Origin of the sequence: Pseudomonas sp. QE6 (genome assembly GCF_041379005.1) — a bacterium.
Classification (GTDB): domain Bacteria; phylum Pseudomonadota; class Gammaproteobacteria; order Pseudomonadales; family Pseudomonadaceae; genus Pseudomonas.
In genome coordinates this window covers 1,597,679-1,614,838 of the sequence record NZ_CP166873.1, presented here as the reverse complement: position 1 = coordinate 1,614,838, position 17,160 = coordinate 1,597,679, and the positions used below count along the sequence as shown (strand labels likewise).

Below are 17,160 nucleotides of genomic sequence, written 5' to 3'. Positions count from 1 at the left end.
CGGCCGACAAGACAAGGGCCGCCCTCGGGCGGCCTTTTCGTTCAGGGCGCCAGCAGGAAATCCAGCACCGCGCCCTCGAACTCGCGGGGAAACTCGATGTTCGACAGGTGCACCGCCGGCAGCGTCAGCAGGCGCGCCCCAGGGATCGCCTCGGCGATCAGCTCGCTGTGGCTGGCGGCGGTCACGGTGTCGAACTGCCCGGCGATCACCAGTGTCGGCAGGCGAACCGCCTTCAGCGCTTCCCGCAGATCGGCCCCCTGCACGGCGGCAAAGGAGCCGGCCAGGCCATGCCGGTTGGTCGCCAGCAGCGTGGCGCGGAATGGCTCCACTTCCGGCCGCCGCTGCGCCAGCCAGGACGCCGGGAACCAGTTGGCGAGGAAGGTGGCGGCGGTGTCTTGCAGGTCTTCCGCGTCCAGCACCTCGGCAATGCGCGCGTCCCACTGCTCCTGCGGCCCGAGCCAGGCCGAAGTGTTCGCCAGCACCAGCCGCTCGACGCGTTGCGGCGCATTCACCGCCAGCCACTGGCCAACGAATCCGCCGAGCGAGAGACCGAGGAAATGCGCGCGCTTTACGCCGAGAGCATCCAGCAGCTCGATCACGTCCTCGCCCAACTGCCCCAGCGCATAAGGCCCCGGCGGTACGCTGGAGGCGCCATGGCCGCGGGCGTCATAGCGCAGCACGCGGAAGTGTTCGGTGAAAGCGGCGACCTGCCCATCCCACATGTGCAGGTCGGTGCCGATGGAGTTGGACAGCACCAGCAGCGGCAGCTCGGCGGCGCCGTCGAGGCGGTAGGCGATGCGGGCGTTGTCGCGGGTGGTCAGGTAGTGCAGCGAGCTCATGGGAGCGTCTCCTCGAGTGAATGTGGAGACGAAGGTAGTTGCGGCGGGATTCCGAAGAAATTACAAAGACCTGAACCATTTTGTCAGGAAAGCTGACATGCACGATTTCACCCTGCACGACCTGCACTGCTTCGACGCCGTCGTCGAGGCGGGCGGCTTCCAGGCCGCGGCGCAGCGACTGCACCGCTCGCACCCGGCGGTATTTGCCGCCGTCGCCCGGCTGGAGCAGCAATTGGGCTTCGAGCTGCTGGACCGCAGCGGCTATCGGGTCGGCCTGACCGCCGCCGGGGCGTCCTTCCACCGCCGCGCCCAGGGCCTGCTCCGCGAGCTGGGCAACCTGCGCGACCACGCCGCCCACCTGGCGGCCGGCGAGGAAAGCGAACTGCGCGTGGTGCTCGGCGACTTCTGTCCACGTCCGGCGCTGTTGGAAAAGCTCGCGCGTTTCTTCGCCGAGGAGCCGCAGACGCGCCTGCAACTTTATTTCGAGAGCGTCAGCGGCCCGCTGGAGCGGCTACTGGATGGCGATGCCGACCTGATCCTGCACCGCGTGGACAAGGCCGACCCGCGCCTGGAATGGATCGACCTGGGCGACGTCGATTTCGTCCCGGTGATCGCACCAACGCTGCTTCCGGATAGGGAAAACGTCGCCCCCGAGCACCTGCGCGCGCTCACCCAGTGCGTGATGCGCGACAGCGCCCGGCACTCGCCGCCGGTGGACTACTTCACCCTCGACGGCGCGCCGCAATGCACGGTGCCGGACCAGGCGATGAAGAAGGAACTGGTGCTGCACGGCCTGGCCTGGGGCCACCTGCCGCGTCACCTGATTGAAGAAGAACTGGCTGCTGGGCGCCTGCGCGACCTCAGCGGTGCGCAGCTGCCCGGCCGCCGCGAGCAGCTGGTCGCCGCGCGTCGCCGTGACCGCTCCCACGGGCCGGTGGCGCAGCGGCTCTGGCGCTTTCTCCAGCAAGCCTGATCAGCTGCGGCTCATCGGCCCGCGCACCGGCTGCTCGCGCATGTGGCTGATGGCGCTGACCGGCGCACCGGCGGCCAGCAGGGCCTCGCGCTGCTGCAGGATCGGCGTGCGGGCGATGGCGCGTTCGAACGGGTTGAGCTTCTGGAACGCCGGCAGCGCGAAGGCGGCGTCCAGCATCGCCGCCAGCTTCGGCCAGCGCTGGGCGTCCAGCTCGTAACGGGCGAACTGCGCATTGCGCATGAAGCAGGCGACGCTGATGTCGGCGATGGAGAGCTCGCCGAACAGCCAGCCGCTGGCCGGCAGCTGCGCCTCCAGGTAATCGAACACCGCCGGCAGGTCCTGCTGGTAGGTCTTCTCCAGCAGCGCCGCGTCCGGCTCGCGGCCCCACACGCCACGGCCGATCACCAGCTGGTCGAACAGTTGCCAGATCACCACCTGGCCCATACGGGCGTCGGCGAACTCCTCGATCCAGCGCGCGCGGGCGCGCTCGGCGATGTCCGCCGGGTACAACGCGGGCCGTGGATAACGCTCCTCCAGGTACTGGCAGATCACCGAGGAATCGTTGAGCACCAGGTCGCCGTCCACCAGCACCGGCACCTGGCGCAATGGGCTCAGGCGCTCGAACTCGGCGTTCCCGTAGAAGGGCACGACGGAATCGACGCGGTACTCCACGCCCTTGAGTTCGAGCATGACCAGCGCCTTGCGCACGTAGGGCGAGAGGTAGGAGCCAATGATCAGCAGGGGTTCGCGCATACCGGTTATCCGCCAGAAGGAAGAGGATCGATTGTAGAACGCCGTCGATCCATCGGCGATCGACCGATAAAAGCCGACGAGCGTGATTGCAGCGCCAGCGGCAGTCTGCGATCATTTGCGAATAGTTCTCGTTATTAAATTAGTGCCCGACCTGGGCATGGGGGAGCAAGGGGTGTCGGCCGTCCGGATTGGCAATGGCGAACGCGTTGGAGTGCTGTACCGCGATCATCGCGACTGGCTGACCGCCTGGCTCAACCGCAGCCTGGGCTGCGTGCAGCGCGCCGAAGACCTGAGCCAGGACACCTTCGTCCGCGTGCTCGGCCGCCGCGAGCTGCCGTCCCTGCGCGAACCCCGGGCCTTCCTGGTGACCATCGCCAAGGGTCTGCTGGTGGACCACTGGCGCCGCGTAGCGCTGGAACAGACCTACCTGGAAGAGCTGCACCACCTGCCCGAGGCCGTGCAGCCTTCGGCGGAAGAGCACTGCCTGATCCTCGCCGACCTGCGCGAAATCGACCGCCTGCTGGGCAGCCTGTCCACCCGTGCGCGCCGGGCCTTCCTGCTCAACCGCCTGGACGGCCTGGGCCACGCCGAGATCGCCGAGCTGCTCGGTGTCTCCGTGCCGCGCGTGCGCCAGTACATCGCCCAGGGCCTGCGCCAGTGCTACATCGCGCTGTACGGAACGCCGACATGAAGGGGCCGGTTTCCCTGCGCGTGCTTGACGAGGCCATCAGCTGGCAGTTGCGCCTGGGCTCCGGCGAGACTCATCCGGATGACGAGGCCGCCTTCAGCCGCTGGCATGCCGAACACAGCGAGCACGCACGGGCCTGGAGCCAGCTGGGGATGCTCGACCGCAGCCTCGCCGGCGCCGCGCCCCTGGCGGCGCGCAACGCCCTGCTGCGCTCACCGCGGGAGGCACGGCAGAAGGCCCGCCGACTGGCGGGCAGCGGCCTGTCGCTGCTGCTGGTCGGCGCGCTGGCTCTCGGCGTGGGCAACCGCTACCTGCCCGTGCAGTACGCCTTCTCCGACCTGCTCACCGGCACCGGCGAACAACGCGAGCTGCGCCTGCCCGACAACACCCTGGTCAAGCTCAACAGCCGCACCGCCGTGGACTTGCGCTTCGACGCCGAGCAGCGGCGCATCGTGTTGCTCAGCGGCGAGATCCTGGTGGAAACCGCCCATGGTGACAGCCGGCCCTTCATCGTCGAGACCCGCGACGGACGCTTGCGCGCCCTGGGCACGCGCTTCCTGGTGGAGCGCGACGGCGACGACGGCACCCTGCTCAGCGTCCTGCACTCGGCGGTTGCCGCACGCCCCGAACAGCGGGAGGAGGAGAAGGTCATCGCCCAGGGCCAGCACGTGCGCGTAAGGCCTGACGGACTCGGCCCGGTAGAGGCCAACAGCGCCGTCGCCGACGCCTGGACCCACGGCATGCTGGTGGTGGACAACGTGCGCCTGGCCGAGCTGGTCGAGCGCCTGTCGCGGGAAAGTCCGGGCTACCTGGGCATCGACCCGGCGGTGGCCGACCTGCGCATCACCGGCAGCTTCCCGCTGCACGACATCGGCCTGGCCCTGAGCTCGCTGGAGCCAAGCCTGCCGGTGCGGATCGAGAAGCACGGCCCCTGGTGGTCGCGCGTAGTACCGAGCCACTGAGGTCTGTTTTTTAGGAGCAACTGTCTTCTTCTGTGACTCGGTACCGGGATTTCACTCTCCCTAACCCTAGCGCAGGAGTATCCATGTAGGAGCGGACCTTGTCCGCGAATCCTCAATCCCCACAAGAGCATCGCGGAGAAGCTCCGCTCCTACGAAAGCCCACTCCGCGAATCGCCCGAAACCCGCAACGAAAAAAATTTCACCCAGCCCTATCACTTTTCCAATCTCGTTCGGCAAGGAGGCATCGAGAAACGTTTCCAGGAGTCGTTGTCCATGCGCCGCCCGTTCGACCTTTCGCTCCGCCCCTGCCTGCTGGCCACCGCCATCCTGCTGGCCACCACCTCGGCCATCGCCGCCGAAGCCGTGCGTGACTACCAACTGCCAGCCGGCCCGCTGTCCAGCACCCTCAACCGCATCGCCGCCGAAGGCGGCCTGAGCCTGAGCCTGGACCCGGCATTGGCCCAGGGCCGCAGCGCCCACGCGGTGCAAGGCCGCTTCGATACCGTCGGCGCGCTGCGCCAGGCACTGCAAGGCACCGGGCTGGAACTGGTGGAAAGCGGCTCGGGCAGCTACAGCCTGCGCCCGGCGCCGAACGACACCCTGTCGATGTCCGCCACCACCATCAGCGCCGCCCAGGAAGACCCGGACGGCCCGGCGGTCGGCTACGTCGCCACTCGCTCGCGCATCGGCACCAAGACCGATACGCCGATCCTGGAAACCGCCAAGTCGATCTCCGTGGCCACCCGTGAGCAGATGCAGGACCGTGCGGTACAGAATATCGACGACGCCGTGCGCTACATGCCCGGCACCGTCGCCAGCAGCTTCGGCAGCGATACCCGCTCCGACTGGCTGCTCGTGCGCGGCTTCAAGCCCACCCAATTCCTCGACGGCCTGCCGATGGCCACCGGCATCTATGCCAACCCGAAGCTGGAAACCTGGGACCTGGAGCGCGTCGCCATGCTGCGCGGCCCGGCCTCCTCGGTCTACGGCCAGACCCCGCCCGGCGGCCTGCTGGACATGAGCAGCCTGCGCCCGCAGGCCGAGCAGTCCAATACCGTGCAGGTGCAGGGCGGCAACTACAACCACAAGCAGATCAACTTCGACAGCACCGGCCCGCTGGATGAGCAGGGCAACCTGCTCTATCGCGTCAGCGGCGTGGCGCGCGACAGCAACACGCAGATCGACCACATCCCGGACAAGCGCTACAACCTCGCGCCGAGCCTGACCTGGAACGCGGACGACGACACCAGGCTGACCTTCCTCAGCCAGTTCACCCGCGACGATACCGGCATCACCACCCAGTTCCTGCCGCTCAAGGGCACCAAGTACGACGCGCCCTTCGGCGACATCTCGCACCACAAGAACCTGGGCGACCCGGACTGGGAAAACTACGACCGCACCACCTGGTGGCTGGGCTACAGCCTCGAGCACCGCCTGAACGACGTCTGGCAGTTCCGCCAGAACCTGCGCTACATGAAGAACGACCTGTCGTTCGATGCCCTGACTCCGGGCGGCTACCTGGAAACCGTCAGCGACGACGGCACCCTCAACCGCGTCAGCACCTCGGTGGACGAGGACGTCACCCAGTTCGTGGTGGACAACAACTTCCAGGCCGACTTCCACACCGGCGCGCTCGCGCACACCGTGCTGCTGGGCCTGGACCACAACCGCAACAACACCAACTACCTGGCGATCTACGGCTACAACGTTCCGCCGACCAACGTGAACGATCCGATCTACGGCCAGCCCATCGTCCGTCCGCCGCGCTCCGATGCCTACTACGACTACAACCAGAAGACCTTCCAGAGCGGCGCCTACGTGCAGGACCAGATCGCCCTCGACAACTGGCGCCTGACCCTCGGCGGCCGCCAGGACTGGGTGCACACCGGCACCGAATTCCACAACAAGGGCGACGCCACCAGCACCGAGTCGGACAGCAAGTTCAGCGGCAACGCCGCGCTGAGCTACCTCTTCGACAATGGTGTGGCGCCGTACCTGTCCTATGCCGAGTCGTTCCAGCCGGCCAGTGGCGCCGACGTCTCCGCCACCGAGTCGTTCAAGCCCACCGAAGGCAAGCAGTGGGAACTGGGCGTGAAGTACCAGCCGCCGGGCAGCGATACCCTGCTGACCGCCGCCGTCTACGACCTGCGGCAGAAGAACGTGAGCGTGACCGACAACGTCGGCGGCGTCTCCGTCACCAGCCAGACCGGCGAAGTGAAGGTCACTGGCCTGGAGCTGGAGGCCAACTCCAACCTGAGCGAAAACCTCAAGCTGATCGGCAGCTACAGCTACACCGACACCGAGGTGAAGAAGGGTATCTACGCCGGCAACCGCCTGCAGCGGGTGCCGCGCAACCAGGCCGCACTGTGGGCCGACTACACCTGGCACGCCGGCACCCTCGACGGTTTCGGCGTCGGCTACGGCGTGCGCTACGTGGGCGACACCTATGGCGACCAGGCCAACACCTACGACGGCTACACGGGTTCCTACACCCTGTACGACGCCGCGGTGCACTACGACCTGGGCAAACTCTCCAGCGGCCTCGATGGCGCCTCGGTCCAGGTCAACGCCAGCAACCTGTTCAACAAGGACTACATCTCCACCTGCGACGGCTACTACTGCTACTACGGCGACCAGCGCAAGGTGGTGGCGAGCCTGACCTACAAGTGGTGACGAGCGGACGGACTCGATTGCCGAGTAATTCCGGCGCGCGGTTCGCCCTTTCTCTTCAGGGAGAAGCCGGGGCGTGGAACCTTGGCTCTTGTAGGATGGGTTGAGCGAAGCGAAACCCATCAATACTGTGCACCGACAGCATGGGTATCGCTTCGCTCCACCCATCCTACGAGTTGCGGCAACACGAGACCTGCTGCACGGTTCCTGTAAGGTCCACATCGCGCCGGAGAGCATCGCGGACGGAGTCCGCTCCTACGCAACTGCCATCCCGCCGTGCTGCCGGGTAACCCTCAGCGGCGCACTTCCCCCCAGACCACGCTGGCATCGTCATGGATCTTCAGGCGCGGATGTTCCAGCGCCTGGCCATCGGCGGACTCCAGCGCGCGCAGCTCGTCGATCAGCGCCTCCACCCCGCGCTCCGGCAGCGCCGCGAACAGCGCATCCAGGTCATAGCGGCGGAACTCCAGCAGGCGGTCGAAGCCGTCGGTCACCAGCATGAACGCCTTCAGCCGCGCGGGGTCGAGCACGCGCCGCTGCACTTGCCCCAGCCAGCGGTCGGTCGGATCGAGCACCCAGTAACCCTGCACCGTGTTGGCCAGCGCCCGGTTGCGCCGCACCCATTCGCGGCTGGCCTGGAACAGCTGGGCGTGGCTCCAGTCCGGATGCCTCTCGCGCAGCGCCAGCAGGCGCTCCACCGATTGCCGGTCCAGTTCCTCCAGCGGCGTGTCGCCGAAGCTCTCCACACGGCCGTCGTCCCAGGCCAGGTGGATGCGGCTGTCGCACAGGTTGAGCAATTCCAGCGCGCCGTCGTCCAGCACCCGCAGCAGGCTCAGGCAGGCCGTGGGCAGGTCCAGCTCCGCTGTGGCGGCAACCCCCGCGTCACGCCGGAAGTCCTCGGCGATGCCCTGCTGCAAGGCCTGCAACAAGGCCCCGGTCGGCAGCCCCGGCTGGTCCTCCAGCAGGCGCTGCAGGTGACCATTGGCGCACTGCGCCAGCCAGCGCGCATCGCTCTGCACATCCACCAGCCCCGGCCCCAGGCTGGTGGCGCCGTCCAGCACCCAGGCCGCGCCCGCGGTATAGCCGATGGCGTCGTCATTGACTGGCGAACCCTGGCGGCACGCCGCCCCCAGTAGTTGTATGGTTGTCACGCGCTTCACTCCTCCATATCGCCGAACGCCAAGCCCGGCGTACAGTCTCAGCCAATTCCGGACCCGCCAAGGAGAGCCCCATGTCCACCACCCTGCGCGCCCTGCCCCTGCTGCTCGCCGGCCTGTTGCTGGCTGGCGGCGCCGACGCCGCCAGCGTGAAGTACTTCGACCTGCCCAAGGGCTCCGGCCCGCACGATGTCGCCCCCACGGAGGACGGCAAGGTCTGGTACACCGCGCAGCACGCCGGCGCGCTCGGCCGGCTCGACCCGCAGACCGGCGCCACCGAGCAGGTCGACCTGGGCAAGGGCTCCGCGCCCCACGGCGTGGTCGCCGGGCCCGATGGCGACGCCTGGATCACCGACGGCGGGCTCAATGCCATTGTCCACGTCGACCGCGAACGCCTGGGCGTGGAAGTCATTCCGCTGCCCAAGGAGGCGGCCAAGGCGAACCTCAATACTGGTGTATTCGATGACGATGGCATTCTGTGGTTCACCGGCCAGAACGGTTTCTACGGCCGCCTCGACCCCACGACCCGCGAACTCAAGGTCTGGTCCGCGCCCAAGGGCAAGGGACCCTATGGCATCGCCGTGACGCCCGACGGCGAACTCTGGTACGCCTCGCTGGCCGGCGACTACATCGGTCATATCGACCCGGTCGGTGACAAGGTCACCCGCATCGATACGCCCAGCGCCGGCAGCGGCCCGCGCCGGCTGTGGTCCGACTCGGTCGGGCGGCTGTGGATCAGCCAGTGGAGCGACGGCCGGCTGGCACGCTTCGATCCGGACAACAACCAGTGGAAAACCTGGAAGCTGCCGGGCGATCATCCGCAGCCCTATGCCCTCTACGTCGACGCCATGGACCAGGTCTGGCTGAGCGACTTCGCCAGCAACGCCATCCTGCGCTTCGACCCGCAGAGCGAACGATTCACCGCCTATCCGAGCGACCGCGAGCACGCCAACGTGCGCCAGTTGCTGGGCCGACCGGGCGAGGTCTGGGGCGCCGAATCCGGCACCGACCGCCTGGTGGTCATCCACGAATGAACGCCGAGGAGAACCCATGAGCGTCCGTCCCATCCTGTTCCACGCCGCCGCCTCGCCCTTCGTGCGCAAGGTCATGGTCCTGCTGCACGAGACCGGTCAGCTCGACCAGGTCGAACTCTACGCCGCCGTCCACACCCCCATCGCGCCGGACGCCGGCGTGCTGCGGGACAACCCCGCCGGCAAGATTCCCGCCCTGCGCCTGGCCGACGGCCAGGACCTGCACGACAGCCGGGTGATCTTCGAATACCTCGACCAGCAGCACAGCGGCGAACCGCTGATTCCCCGTGAAGGCCCGGCCCGCTGGCGCCGCCTGACCCTGGCCTCGCTGGCCGACGCGGTGCTGGATGCCGCCGTGCTGATCCGCTACGAGACCGCCATGCGTCCGCCGGAAAAGCACTGGGACACCTGGCTCGACAACCAGCAGCTGAAGATCGTCCGCACCCTCGCCTACTTCGACGGCCCGGCCCACGCCGAACTGGCCGAACGCTTCGACGTCGCCGCCATCGGCGTGGCCTGCGCCCTGGGCTACCTGGACTTCCGCCAACCGCACTGGGACTGGCGCGCCGAGTACCCGCGGCTGGCCAAGTGGTTCGCCGAGGTCAGCCAGCGGCCGTCGCTGCAGGCGACCGTGCCGGCCTGATACCCATTACGCAATGCCACCGGAGGAGCGAGCCGGCGAACTCCAGCCCCGCCATCCGGCACCGCCCAGCTCCCTCTCCCTCTGGGAGAGGGTTGGGGTGAGGGGCAAGGCCCAGTGCCCAAAGTCATGAGCAACACCGACTCGACGCACCACCCGCCGCTGAAATCGCTCATCGCGCACCACCCGCGTGCCCTTCACTTCCCCGAACAACCCGGCGATCCGCCGCGCCAGCCGCCGTCCCACCTCACGCTCTTCGCGCAATCCACGCCAGGCGCTCATCACTTCTTCCCCAGGCGGTAGAGCGGCAGCGCCAGCAACAGGCCCATCTGCGCAACGCCCATGCACATCTCCAGGAAGGAGCGCACATGGGGATTGTGCGCCGCATCCTCCACCCCGCTGAGCTGCTCCCACAGTCCGCTCGGCAGCAGCAAGGCAAGGTGCGCCAGCGGCTTGCCGCTGGCGACCAGCAGAGCAATCCAGTCGAAGCGACCGAGCAGCATCAGCACCGGCAGGCACAGTCCGGCGAGCAGCAGGCCGGCCAGCAGGCACAGGGAAAAACGCATCGGATTCGGCATCTCGATTCTCCTCAGCGCTGCACGCGCACTTCGTCCAGGGAAAACTCCAGGTCATCGCCGCGCGCCGGCTTGCCGATGCCGTACCAGTCCAGCCGGCGGGTCAGCACCATCACGCCACCGAGCACACCGAACAGCAGCAGCGAGCCCATCAGCAACGCGTAGTCCTCGGCGCTGAGCAGCGCGTAGAGCATCCCGTAGAGCCCGGCGAGCCCGGCGCTGAAGCCGGCGCCGCGCCCCAGGCTGTGCAGCACATGACAGAGGTAGAAGCCGATCAGCCCGACGCAGGCGCTGGCGGAAATCAGGTAGGCCAGCTCGAAGCCCAGGTGCTCGGAAAGCGACAACAGCAGCAGGTAGAACAGCGCCAGCGCCATGCCCACCAGGGCGTACTGCACCGGGTGCACCGCCAGGCGCTTGAGCACCTCGAAGAGGAAGAAGCCGGCGAAGGTGAGGCCGATGAACAGCAGCGCGTACTTCACCGCGCGGTCGGTCTTCAGGTACTGGTCCACCGGGTCCACCAGCGCCACGCCGAAACGGTGCTGGCCAAACCCGCTGCACTCGGCTGGAGCGGCGGCAGCGAGGTCCGGGTCATCCGCAGTCACTGCCCGGGCGGTGTCGGCCTGGGACGGCGCCGTGCAGGCTTTGAGCTGTTCTTCCAGGTTGGTGGCGAAGAAGCTGGTACGCCAGCGCGCGCTGAACCCCTGGTCGCTGGTGCTGCGCTCGGTGGGCAGGAACTCGCCGCCGAAGCTCGGGTGCGGCCAGTCCGAAACCAGGTTGACCTGGCTGTCGCGGCCGACCGGGATGATGTCCAGGCGACTGCTGCCCAGCAGCGACAGCTCGAAGGCATAGTCGAAGCGTTGCTCACGGTCGCTCGCCTTGAACGGCAGGACGGCGTGCACGCCGTTGCCGAGGAACTGGCTCTGGGTGCCGGGCTGGAAATCGCGCAGCTCACCTTCGACCTTCAGTTTCGGCGCGTTCTCGATGCCGCGCACATCACTGATGCCGACCGCCAGCAGGGGGGCGTCGAAGCGATAGCTGTCCAGGTCGCTGCCGATGCCGTAGTTGGCGGGCAGCACGAAGCCGCCGCTGATCTTGCTGTCGGCGTGGTACAGGCGCGCCTCGTAGATGCCGCGATGGCGTACTTCGGTGCGCATCTGCCCGTCGAGCAGGAAGGTCTCCGGCAGGAAGAACAGGCGGCCGCGCACCTCGCGCTCCTGCAGCACGCGCTGCTGGCTGCCCTTGTCGATACGCCAGCTGCGCACGGTGCGGCTGTAAGGCACGATCACCAGCGGCCCGGTGAGTTGCTGGCTGTAGCTGGCGCTGCGGGCGATGTCCTGCAGGACCTCGTCGCGATAGTTCTGCCGCTCGTCGACCAGGCCGTCGATCATCAGCAGGGGGATCAGCAGGAGGACGATCAAGAGCGCAATGGCGCCGAGCTTGAGGCCGAGTTGGCGATTCATGGGGAGGGCTCTCCGTGGGATGGGGACGGGGAGAGCTTGGGGCGCGGCCGTGGGGGTACCGGGGGTGGGATGTGGAGACTGTGTGGAGTTTGTGTGGAGGCTGGCGCTGCCGTAGGGCGTACAACCGTTCGCGGTTGTACGCCGCTGCACCTCGTCTCATCAGCGGCTCCAGAGTCGAACTCGGAGTGCTCTGGGATCAAGGCCAAACGGTATATAACGCGGAGCGTTATACACCCTACACAGAGATCGACAGACGCGCCCGAACCCCACCGTCGGCGTTCTCGACGCGCAGCTCACCGTCATGCAGCGCCGCCACCTCGGCCACGAAGTTGAGCCCGAGCCCGGTGCTCTTGCGCCCGCTGGACGGACGCGGCAGGGAGTAGAAACGCTCGGTCAGGCGCGGCAAGGCGAAGTCGGGGATCGCCTCGCCCTGGTTGAACAGCTCGACGCGCCAGCCGTTACCCTCCGGCTGCGCGTCGAAGCGGATGGTGCCGCCCGCCGGGGTGAAATCCAGCGCATTGTCCAGCAGGTTCCCCAGCGCCTGACGCAGCAGGAAACGCTCGCCCAGCACGCTCACCCCAGGCGGAATATCGTTCGCCAATCGCACCGCCTGCACCCGCGCCAGGCGCTCGGCGATCAACTCATCGGCCAGCTCGTGCAGGGCCACCGGCACCCGCTCCTCCAGGCCCTGGCGCTGCTCCACCTGGGCCAGGTTCAGCAGGCGCTCGATCAACTGCTGCAGGCGCTCGCTTTCCCCGGCGATGTTGCCGACAAAGCGCGCCCGCTGCTCGGCCGGCATCTCGCCTTCGAGCAGTTCCGCCGCGCCCCGGATCGCCGCCAGCGGGCTTTTCAGTTCGTGGGTCAGGGTGTGCACGTAACGCTCGACGTAAGCCTTGCCCTCCAGTTGCACACGCATGCGCTCCACCGCGCCGGCCAGCTGCGCCATCTCGCCACCCCGGTAGCGCGGCAGCTCGGCGCGCTGCCCTTCGCTGACCGCCTGGGCGTAGCGGGTCAGGCGCTCCAGGGAGCGGCTGAGCCACCAGGACAGCAACGCGCCGACCAGCAGACCGAGAACGATCAGGCCCGCGCCCAGCCAGGCGAGACGGCGTTGCGAGCGGTCGATGTAGGGTTGCAGGGTGCGGTTGGGCTTGGAGACCGAAACCACGCCGATGACCTTCTCGCCGTCACGGATGGGCGCGGCGACGTACATCACCGAGGATTCCGGATCGTCCGCCGACTCGCGGCTGGAGCGTGCGCCGTACTGGCCGCGCAGGGTCAGGTAGACGTCGTTCCAGCGCGAATAATCCTGGCCTACCGCCTGGCCGAGGGAATCCAGCAGGACGATACCGCGCGCATCGGTGACGTAGATGCGGTGGTTCACCGCCGTCTTGTTCACCCCCCAGATGTCCGCCTGCGGGCTGCGCGCACCGTAGGCGCGAAGCATCTCGGGCAACCGGCTCTGGTCGAGGGTGCCGTTCTTCACGTCGGCCTGCAGCACCTCGGCCAGCAGGTTGGCGGTGTCCACCAGGGTCTCCTCGCTGGACTGGCGCACGCCGGGACGGATCTCGTCCATCACGGTGCGCAGAACGAACCAGCCGGTCAGCCCGACGAAGAAGAAGTAGACCAGGAAGATCCGCAGCGACAGGCGCATCAGCTCTTGTCCGGCGCGTAGCTGTAGCCCAGGCCGCGATGGGTCTGGATCGGCTCGGCGGTGGCGGCGACCTGGCGCAGCTTGGCGCGCAGGCTCTTGATGTGGCTGTCGACGTTGCGCTCGTAGCCGGCGTCGGCGGCCACGCCCAGCGCATCGAGCAACTGTTCGCGGCTGAATACCCGTTCCGGGCGCGCCAGCAGGGTCTGCAGCAGGCGGAATTCGTGGCGAGTCAGCGCCAGCGCCTGGCCATGGTAGCGGATCAGCACCCGCTCCTCGTCCACCTCGAACGGACCGTTGCCGGCAGCGGCGCTGGCGGGCGCCACGCGCGGCGCGGTGCGCTTGAGGATGGCCCTCACCCGCGCGGCGACTTCGCGCGGGCTGAACGGCTTGACCACATAGTCGTCGGCGCCGATCTCCAGGCCCACGACACGGTCGATCTCGGCGTCGCGGGCGGTGAGGAAGATCACCGGCACCTCGGAGAAGCGCCGCAGCCGTTTGCAGGCTTCGAAACCGCTGATGTCCGGCAGGCCGACGTCGAGGATGACCAGGTCGAAGGCCTCGCGCTGCAACCGCTCCAGCGCCGCGCCGGCCAGGCTCAGCCAGGAGGTCTCGAAGCCCTCGGCCTGCAGCGCGTAGAGCAGCGTGTCGGCGATGGCGGCTTCATCTTCGACGATGAGGATGTGCGGCATGAGATTCCGGCTCCGTGGAAACTGCCGGCACGGTGCCGCAAGCCCGGCACCGCGTCAATCGCGGCCTCAGCCGCCGGAGCAGTTCGGCTTGCCGGCGCTGAAGCGTTCGCCGGGGTCGACCGCGACGTGGAATTTGCGCAGGCCCTTGGTGCCCATCAGGAAGGGGTAGTTGAAGTGGCTGCGGTCGGTGAGGTTGACCTCGATGGTGCGCTGGTCGCCGCCCAGGCACACCGGCAGCTCGATCACCGGGCGCTGGCTGAGGCCGGGGTTGCTGTCTTCCTCCTCGTCCTCGGCGGCGCCTTCGGCGCGGTTCTTGATCTTCGAGATGCGCAGCAGCTTGTGCTCGTACACCGAGTCGCCGCCGTCCTTGGTGGCCAGCTTGAAGCGCACCCAGTCCTCGCCGTCGCGCTGGAAGATCTGGATGTCCTTGGCCGACAGCGACGAGGTGTAGGCGCCGGTGTCCATCTTCGCCTGCAGCGTCTGGTCGAGTTCGGGCAGGCTGACCCATTCGTAGCGGCCATAGAGCTTGGGTTCAGCGGCCAGCACCAGGCTGGGCAGGGCGAGCAGGGAAAGCAGGGCGAGGGCGCGTTTCACGCGGAGTCTCCGGGGTGGGGCATGTGCGCATAGGACTAGCACGACGGCCCTTGGTTCGCCATAGCATCCCGCTTGGGCCACGGGAATTGTCTGCGTATCATGGCCGCGCCATCGTCGCACAAGGAATCGGATCTCCATGCGGGCACTCTCCAAGCACACACTGGCCGGCCTCATCGCCAGCCTCCTGTTGCTGTTCAACACCCTGGTCCTGATCGGCCCGATGCTGCTGATCGCCCTGCTCAAGCTGGTGGTCCCCGGCCAGGCAGCCAAGGACGCCTGCTCGCGCGGGGTGATGTGGATCGCCGAGACCTGGGCCGAGATCGACAAGGCCATCTTCGCGCTGATGACCCCGACCGTCTGGGACATCCGCGGCGGCGACGACCTGCGCGGCGACACCTCCTATCTGGTGATCAGCAACCACCAGTCCTGGGTCGACATCCCGGCGCTGGTGCAGGCGTTCAACCGCAAGACGCCCTACTTCAAGTTCTTCCTGAAGAAGGAACTGATCTGGGTACCCTTCCTCGGCCTGGCCTTCTGGGCGCTCGACTACCCCTTCATGAAGCGCTACAGCAAGGCCTTCCTGGAGAAGCACCCGGAGCTCAAGGGCAAGGACCTGGAGATCACCAGGGCCGCCTGCGAGAAGTTCAAGCGCATGCCGGTGACCGTGGTGAACTACCTCGAAGGCACCCGCTTCACCCCGGCCAAGCAGGCCCAGCAGCAGTCGCCCTACCAGAACCTGCTGCGGCCCAAGGCAGGCGGCGTGGCCTTCGTGCTGGCGGCCCTCGGCGAGCAGCTCGATACCCTGCTGGACGTCACCCTGGTCTACCCCAAGGGCCCGCGGCCGGGCTTCTGGGACCTGCTGTGCGGGCGCGTGCCACGGGTGATCGTGGATATCCAGGCGCGCGAGATCGACCCTGCGCTGTGGCAGGGCGATTACGAGAACGACCCGGAATTCCGCCAGTACGTGCAGGCCTGGGTATCACGCCTGTGGGAAGAGAAGGACGCGCGTATCGAGGCGCTGCGCGAGGAATTCTGACGCGGGGCTCATGCCCCGCGTCCGCTGACCGCAGGAGCCTTCAGCGCTGGCGATGCGGGCATACCCCAGAGACCGCCGAGGGTGCCGAGCAACTGGCTGCTCAGGCCCTGTTCGGTGAAGTAGTCGAGGATCACCCCGGCGAAGCGGCCGATCATCGACTGGTCCATGCCCAGCACACCGAAGATCTGGTCGACGTCCTGCAGGTTGTTGATCCCGCCGAGCAGTGCCGCAGCACCGCCCAGTCCACCCAGCATTCCCCCCAGGTCACCCATGGAACCGCTGCCGGCGAGTTGCTGTGCGTTCGGCATGGCCCTCTGCAGCTGGGTGCTGTCGGTTTCCTTCAGGGTATTCAGGGCCAGCCCCAGCAAGGCGCCGGTGCCGCCGATGGCCTGCTGTTCGGTAACGCCCAGTTGATGGGTCAGGTTGGCCAGCAGGGCGTTGGCCGTCTGCGCGGGCGCTTCAGCCGCGGGCGCCGGGTCGGCGGTCTCGGTGAAGGTGGCGGCGAACACAGGGGATACGGCCAGCCCGGCGGCGGCCAGGACAGCGGCGGATTTGGCGAACATCGACGGCTCCGGAGAGGATGCCCGGCCCCGAACAGGGACCGGGTCGTCGATATGACAAAGCAGGCCGACGGCGGTTCCGCGCCGTCCGGCGGCCCGTTAACTCAGGCGCCTGCGCCCCAGAGCCCACTCAGGCTGCTCAGCAGCTGGCTGTTCACGCCCTGCTTGCCGAAGTAGTCCAGCAGCACGCCGGCGAACTTGCCGGTCATGCTCTGGTCCATGCCCAGCGCACCGAAGGCCTTGTTCACGTCGCCCAGGCTGCTGACATTGCCCAGCATGCTGCCGGCCGCCGAGTTGCCGAGCTGGCCACCCAGGCCGCCCAGTGCATTGGCGCCGGACAGCTTGTCGAGGCCGGGAACGGCCTGCAGCAGCTGCGAATAGTCGCCGCCGCTGAGTTTGTTCTTGGCCAGGCCCAGCAGCGCACCGGTGCCGCCCACGGCTTGTTCGTCGCTGACCCCGAGTTGGCCGGTCAGGGCGCCGAGCAGGCCACTGGTCTGCGGCGTGGTGGCGACCTGGGCGGTGCTCCCGCCGGTGGCGCCGGACACCGCCTTGGCGGCGTCGCCGAGGTTGAAGGCAAATGCGGAAGATGCCGCCAGCACAGTGGCCAGGGCGAGGGTGACTCGGGGTTTGACGGACATCGCTGTCTCCTCTGGGAATTCCGGCAAGCGACCGGACGCCATATCGACCGGTCGGGGGTGACATCGTTCCGCCATGCCGGGCGTTTGCGGCGAAACCCGGCACGCCATCGCAAGCGCGGAAAAAAGTGACCGGTAAAGGTCTAGCACAGCGGTTCCGGAGTGGGGAAGCTGATCCACTGGAGCGCGTTGCGAACCGCCGGCGGCGATCCGCACGTGGATTTCCCCAGTCGCGCCAAGATTCCCT

Annotated in this window: 17 protein-coding genes; 7 read left to right on the top strand and 10 right to left on the bottom strand. The window is 67.7% G+C overall.

Features of this window, described 5'->3' with window-relative positions; all coding sequences use genetic code 11:
* Nucleotides 1-41: 41 nt before the first annotated feature.
* Nucleotides 42-839, bottom strand: a complete 798-nt coding sequence (gene pcaD / locus ACAW63_RS07315) for a 3-oxoadipate enol-lactonase (protein WP_371232731.1) — start codon at nucleotides 837-839, stop codon at nucleotides 42-44.
* Nucleotides 840-936: 97 nt separating this feature from the next.
* Between pcaD and ACAW63_RS07310 the strand changes: the two genes are divergently transcribed.
* Nucleotides 937-1,812, top strand: coding sequence for a LysR family transcriptional regulator (locus ACAW63_RS07310; protein WP_371232729.1), 876 nt, complete (start codon nucleotides 937-939; stop codon nucleotides 1,810-1,812).
* Here ACAW63_RS07310 and ACAW63_RS07305 read toward each other — a convergent pair whose 3' ends face one another.
* On the bottom strand, nucleotides 1,813-2,565 hold the full coding sequence (locus tag ACAW63_RS07305; protein ID WP_371232728.1) for a glutathione S-transferase family protein: 753 nt from the start codon (nucleotides 2,563-2,565) through the stop codon (nucleotides 1,813-1,815). It abuts the gene before it with no gap.
* Between the two features lie 172 nt (nucleotides 2,566-2,737).
* Between ACAW63_RS07305 and ACAW63_RS07300 the strand changes: the two genes are divergently transcribed.
* The 3 genes from ACAW63_RS07300 (at nucleotide 2,738) to ACAW63_RS07290 (ending at nucleotide 6,888) form a co-directional block, all read left to right on the top strand.
* Nucleotides 2,738-3,256: an RNA polymerase sigma factor gene (locus tag ACAW63_RS07300; RefSeq protein ID WP_371232726.1), complete on the top strand. Its 519-nt coding sequence runs from the start codon at nucleotides 2,738-2,740 to the stop codon at nucleotides 3,254-3,256.
* Complete coding sequence (locus ACAW63_RS07295; protein WP_371232724.1) at nucleotides 3,253-4,215, top strand: FecR domain-containing protein; 963 nt, start codon at nucleotides 3,253-3,255, stop codon at nucleotides 4,213-4,215. Before ACAW63_RS07300 ends, ACAW63_RS07295 begins: the two co-directional genes overlap by 4 nt.
* A 273-nt stretch (nucleotides 4,216-4,488) precedes the next feature.
* A complete protein-coding gene (locus tag ACAW63_RS07290; RefSeq protein WP_371232722.1) occupies nucleotides 4,489-6,888 on the top strand; it encodes a TonB-dependent siderophore receptor in 2,400 nt (799 codons plus the stop codon).
* A gap of 290 nt (nucleotides 6,889-7,178) precedes the next feature.
* On the opposite strand, the gene ACAW63_RS07285 is transcribed toward ACAW63_RS07290, so the two are convergent.
* Nucleotides 7,179-8,036 carry a protein phosphatase 2C domain-containing protein gene (locus ACAW63_RS07285; protein ID WP_371232720.1) on the bottom strand — a complete coding sequence of 286 codons (858 nt, stop codon included), beginning with the start codon at nucleotides 8,034-8,036 and terminating at the stop codon, nucleotides 7,179-7,181.
* A gap of 80 nt (nucleotides 8,037-8,116) precedes the next feature.
* Here ACAW63_RS07285 and ACAW63_RS07280 point away from each other — a divergent pair, with 80 nt between their 5' ends.
* Both ACAW63_RS07280 and ACAW63_RS07275 read left to right on the top strand, forming a co-directional pair.
* Nucleotides 8,117-9,076, top strand: a complete 960-nt coding sequence (locus tag ACAW63_RS07280) for a lyase (protein ID WP_371232718.1) — start codon at nucleotides 8,117-8,119, stop codon at nucleotides 9,074-9,076.
* A gap of 16 nt (nucleotides 9,077-9,092) precedes the next feature.
* A complete protein-coding gene (locus tag ACAW63_RS07275) occupies nucleotides 9,093-9,716 on the top strand; it encodes a glutathione S-transferase family protein (protein ID WP_331315765.1) in 624 nt (207 codons plus the stop codon).
* A 278-nt stretch (nucleotides 9,717-9,994) separates the two neighbouring features.
* Here ACAW63_RS07275 and ACAW63_RS07270 read toward each other — a convergent pair whose 3' ends face one another.
* The 5 genes from ACAW63_RS07270 to ACAW63_RS07250 form a co-directional block, all read right to left on the bottom strand.
* Nucleotides 9,995-10,291 (bottom strand): hypothetical protein, encoded by a 297-nt coding sequence (locus ACAW63_RS07270; RefSeq protein ID WP_371232716.1) that lies wholly within the window; start codon nucleotides 10,289-10,291, stop codon nucleotides 9,995-9,997.
* An 11-nt stretch (nucleotides 10,292-10,302) separates the two neighbouring features.
* Complete coding sequence (creD, locus tag ACAW63_RS07265) at nucleotides 10,303-11,748, bottom strand: cell envelope integrity protein CreD (RefSeq protein WP_371232714.1); 1,446 nt, start codon at nucleotides 11,746-11,748, stop codon at nucleotides 10,303-10,305.
* 235 nt (nucleotides 11,749-11,983) lie between these two features.
* Nucleotides 11,984-13,399 carry a two-component system sensor histidine kinase CreC gene (gene creC / locus ACAW63_RS07260; RefSeq protein WP_371232712.1) on the bottom strand — a complete coding sequence of 472 codons (1,416 nt, stop codon included), beginning with the start codon at nucleotides 13,397-13,399 and terminating at the stop codon, nucleotides 11,984-11,986.
* A complete protein-coding gene (gene creB, locus ACAW63_RS07255) occupies nucleotides 13,399-14,088 on the bottom strand; it encodes a two-component system response regulator CreB (protein WP_371232710.1) in 690 nt (229 codons plus the stop codon). The genes creC and creB overlap by 1 nt, the downstream gene beginning before the upstream one ends.
* Nucleotides 14,089-14,154: 66 nt before the next feature.
* A complete protein-coding gene (locus ACAW63_RS07250) occupies nucleotides 14,155-14,682 on the bottom strand; it encodes an ATP-dependent zinc protease (protein ID WP_275609856.1) in 528 nt (175 codons plus the stop codon).
* A gap of 136 nt (nucleotides 14,683-14,818) precedes the next feature.
* On the opposite strand from ACAW63_RS07250, the gene ACAW63_RS07245 reads away from it, so the two are divergent.
* Entirely contained in the window at nucleotides 14,819-15,718 is a 900-nt protein-coding gene (locus ACAW63_RS07245) for an acyltransferase (protein ID WP_371232708.1), read from the top strand.
* Nucleotides 15,719-15,726: 8 nt separating this feature from the next.
* Here the strand turns inward: ACAW63_RS07245 and ACAW63_RS07240 are convergent, their stop codons facing one another.
* Both ACAW63_RS07240 and ACAW63_RS07235 read right to left on the bottom strand, forming a co-directional pair.
* Complete coding sequence (locus tag ACAW63_RS07240) at nucleotides 15,727-16,281, bottom strand: DUF2780 domain-containing protein (protein ID WP_371232706.1); 555 nt, start codon at nucleotides 16,279-16,281, stop codon at nucleotides 15,727-15,729.
* 101 nt (nucleotides 16,282-16,382) lie between these two features.
* On the bottom strand, nucleotides 16,383-16,916 hold the full coding sequence (locus ACAW63_RS07235; RefSeq protein ID WP_371232704.1) for a DUF2780 domain-containing protein: 534 nt from the start codon (nucleotides 16,914-16,916) through the stop codon (nucleotides 16,383-16,385).
* Between the last annotated feature and the right edge of the window lie 244 nt (nucleotides 16,917-17,160).

Bases quoted from the DNA above. Each gene is read 5' to 3' on its own strand.
- ACAW63_RS07280 (WP_371232718.1), top strand. From the start codon at position 8,117: ATGTCCACCACCCTGCGCGCCCTGCCCCTGCTGCTCGCCGGCCTGTTG.
- ACAW63_RS07235 (WP_371232704.1), bottom strand. From the start codon at position 16,916: ATGTCCGTCAAACCCCGAGTCACCCTCGCCCTGGCCACTGTGCTGGCG.
- ACAW63_RS07245 (WP_371232708.1), top strand. From the start codon at position 14,819: ATGCGGGCACTCTCCAAGCACACACTGGCCGGCCTCATCGCCAGCCTC.
- ACAW63_RS07275 (WP_331315765.1), top strand. From the start codon at position 9,093: ATGAGCGTCCGTCCCATCCTGTTCCACGCCGCCGCCTCGCCCTTCGTG.
- ACAW63_RS07240 (WP_371232706.1), bottom strand. From the start codon at position 16,281: ATGTTCGCCAAATCCGCCGCTGTCCTGGCCGCCGCCGGGCTGGCCGTA.
- creD (WP_371232714.1), bottom strand. From the start codon at position 11,748: ATGAATCGCCAACTCGGCCTCAAGCTCGGCGCCATTGCGCTCTTGATC.
- pcaD (WP_371232731.1), bottom strand. From the start codon at position 839: ATGAGCTCGCTGCACTACCTGACCACCCGCGACAACGCCCGCATCGCC.
- ACAW63_RS07290 (WP_371232722.1), top strand. From the start codon at position 4,489: ATGCGCCGCCCGTTCGACCTTTCGCTCCGCCCCTGCCTGCTGGCCACC.
- ACAW63_RS07270 (WP_371232716.1), bottom strand. From the start codon at position 10,291: ATGCCGAATCCGATGCGTTTTTCCCTGTGCCTGCTGGCCGGCCTGCTG.
- creB (WP_371232710.1), bottom strand. From the start codon at position 14,088: ATGCCGCACATCCTCATCGTCGAAGATGAAGCCGCCATCGCCGACACG.
- ACAW63_RS07310 (WP_371232729.1), top strand. From the start codon at position 937: ATGCACGATTTCACCCTGCACGACCTGCACTGCTTCGACGCCGTCGTC.
- creC (WP_371232712.1), bottom strand. From the start codon at position 13,399: ATGCGCCTGTCGCTGCGGATCTTCCTGGTCTACTTCTTCTTCGTCGGG.
- ACAW63_RS07305 (WP_371232728.1), bottom strand. From the start codon at position 2,565: ATGCGCGAACCCCTGCTGATCATTGGCTCCTACCTCTCGCCCTACGTG.
- ACAW63_RS07295 (WP_371232724.1), top strand. From the start codon at position 3,253: ATGAAGGGGCCGGTTTCCCTGCGCGTGCTTGACGAGGCCATCAGCTGG.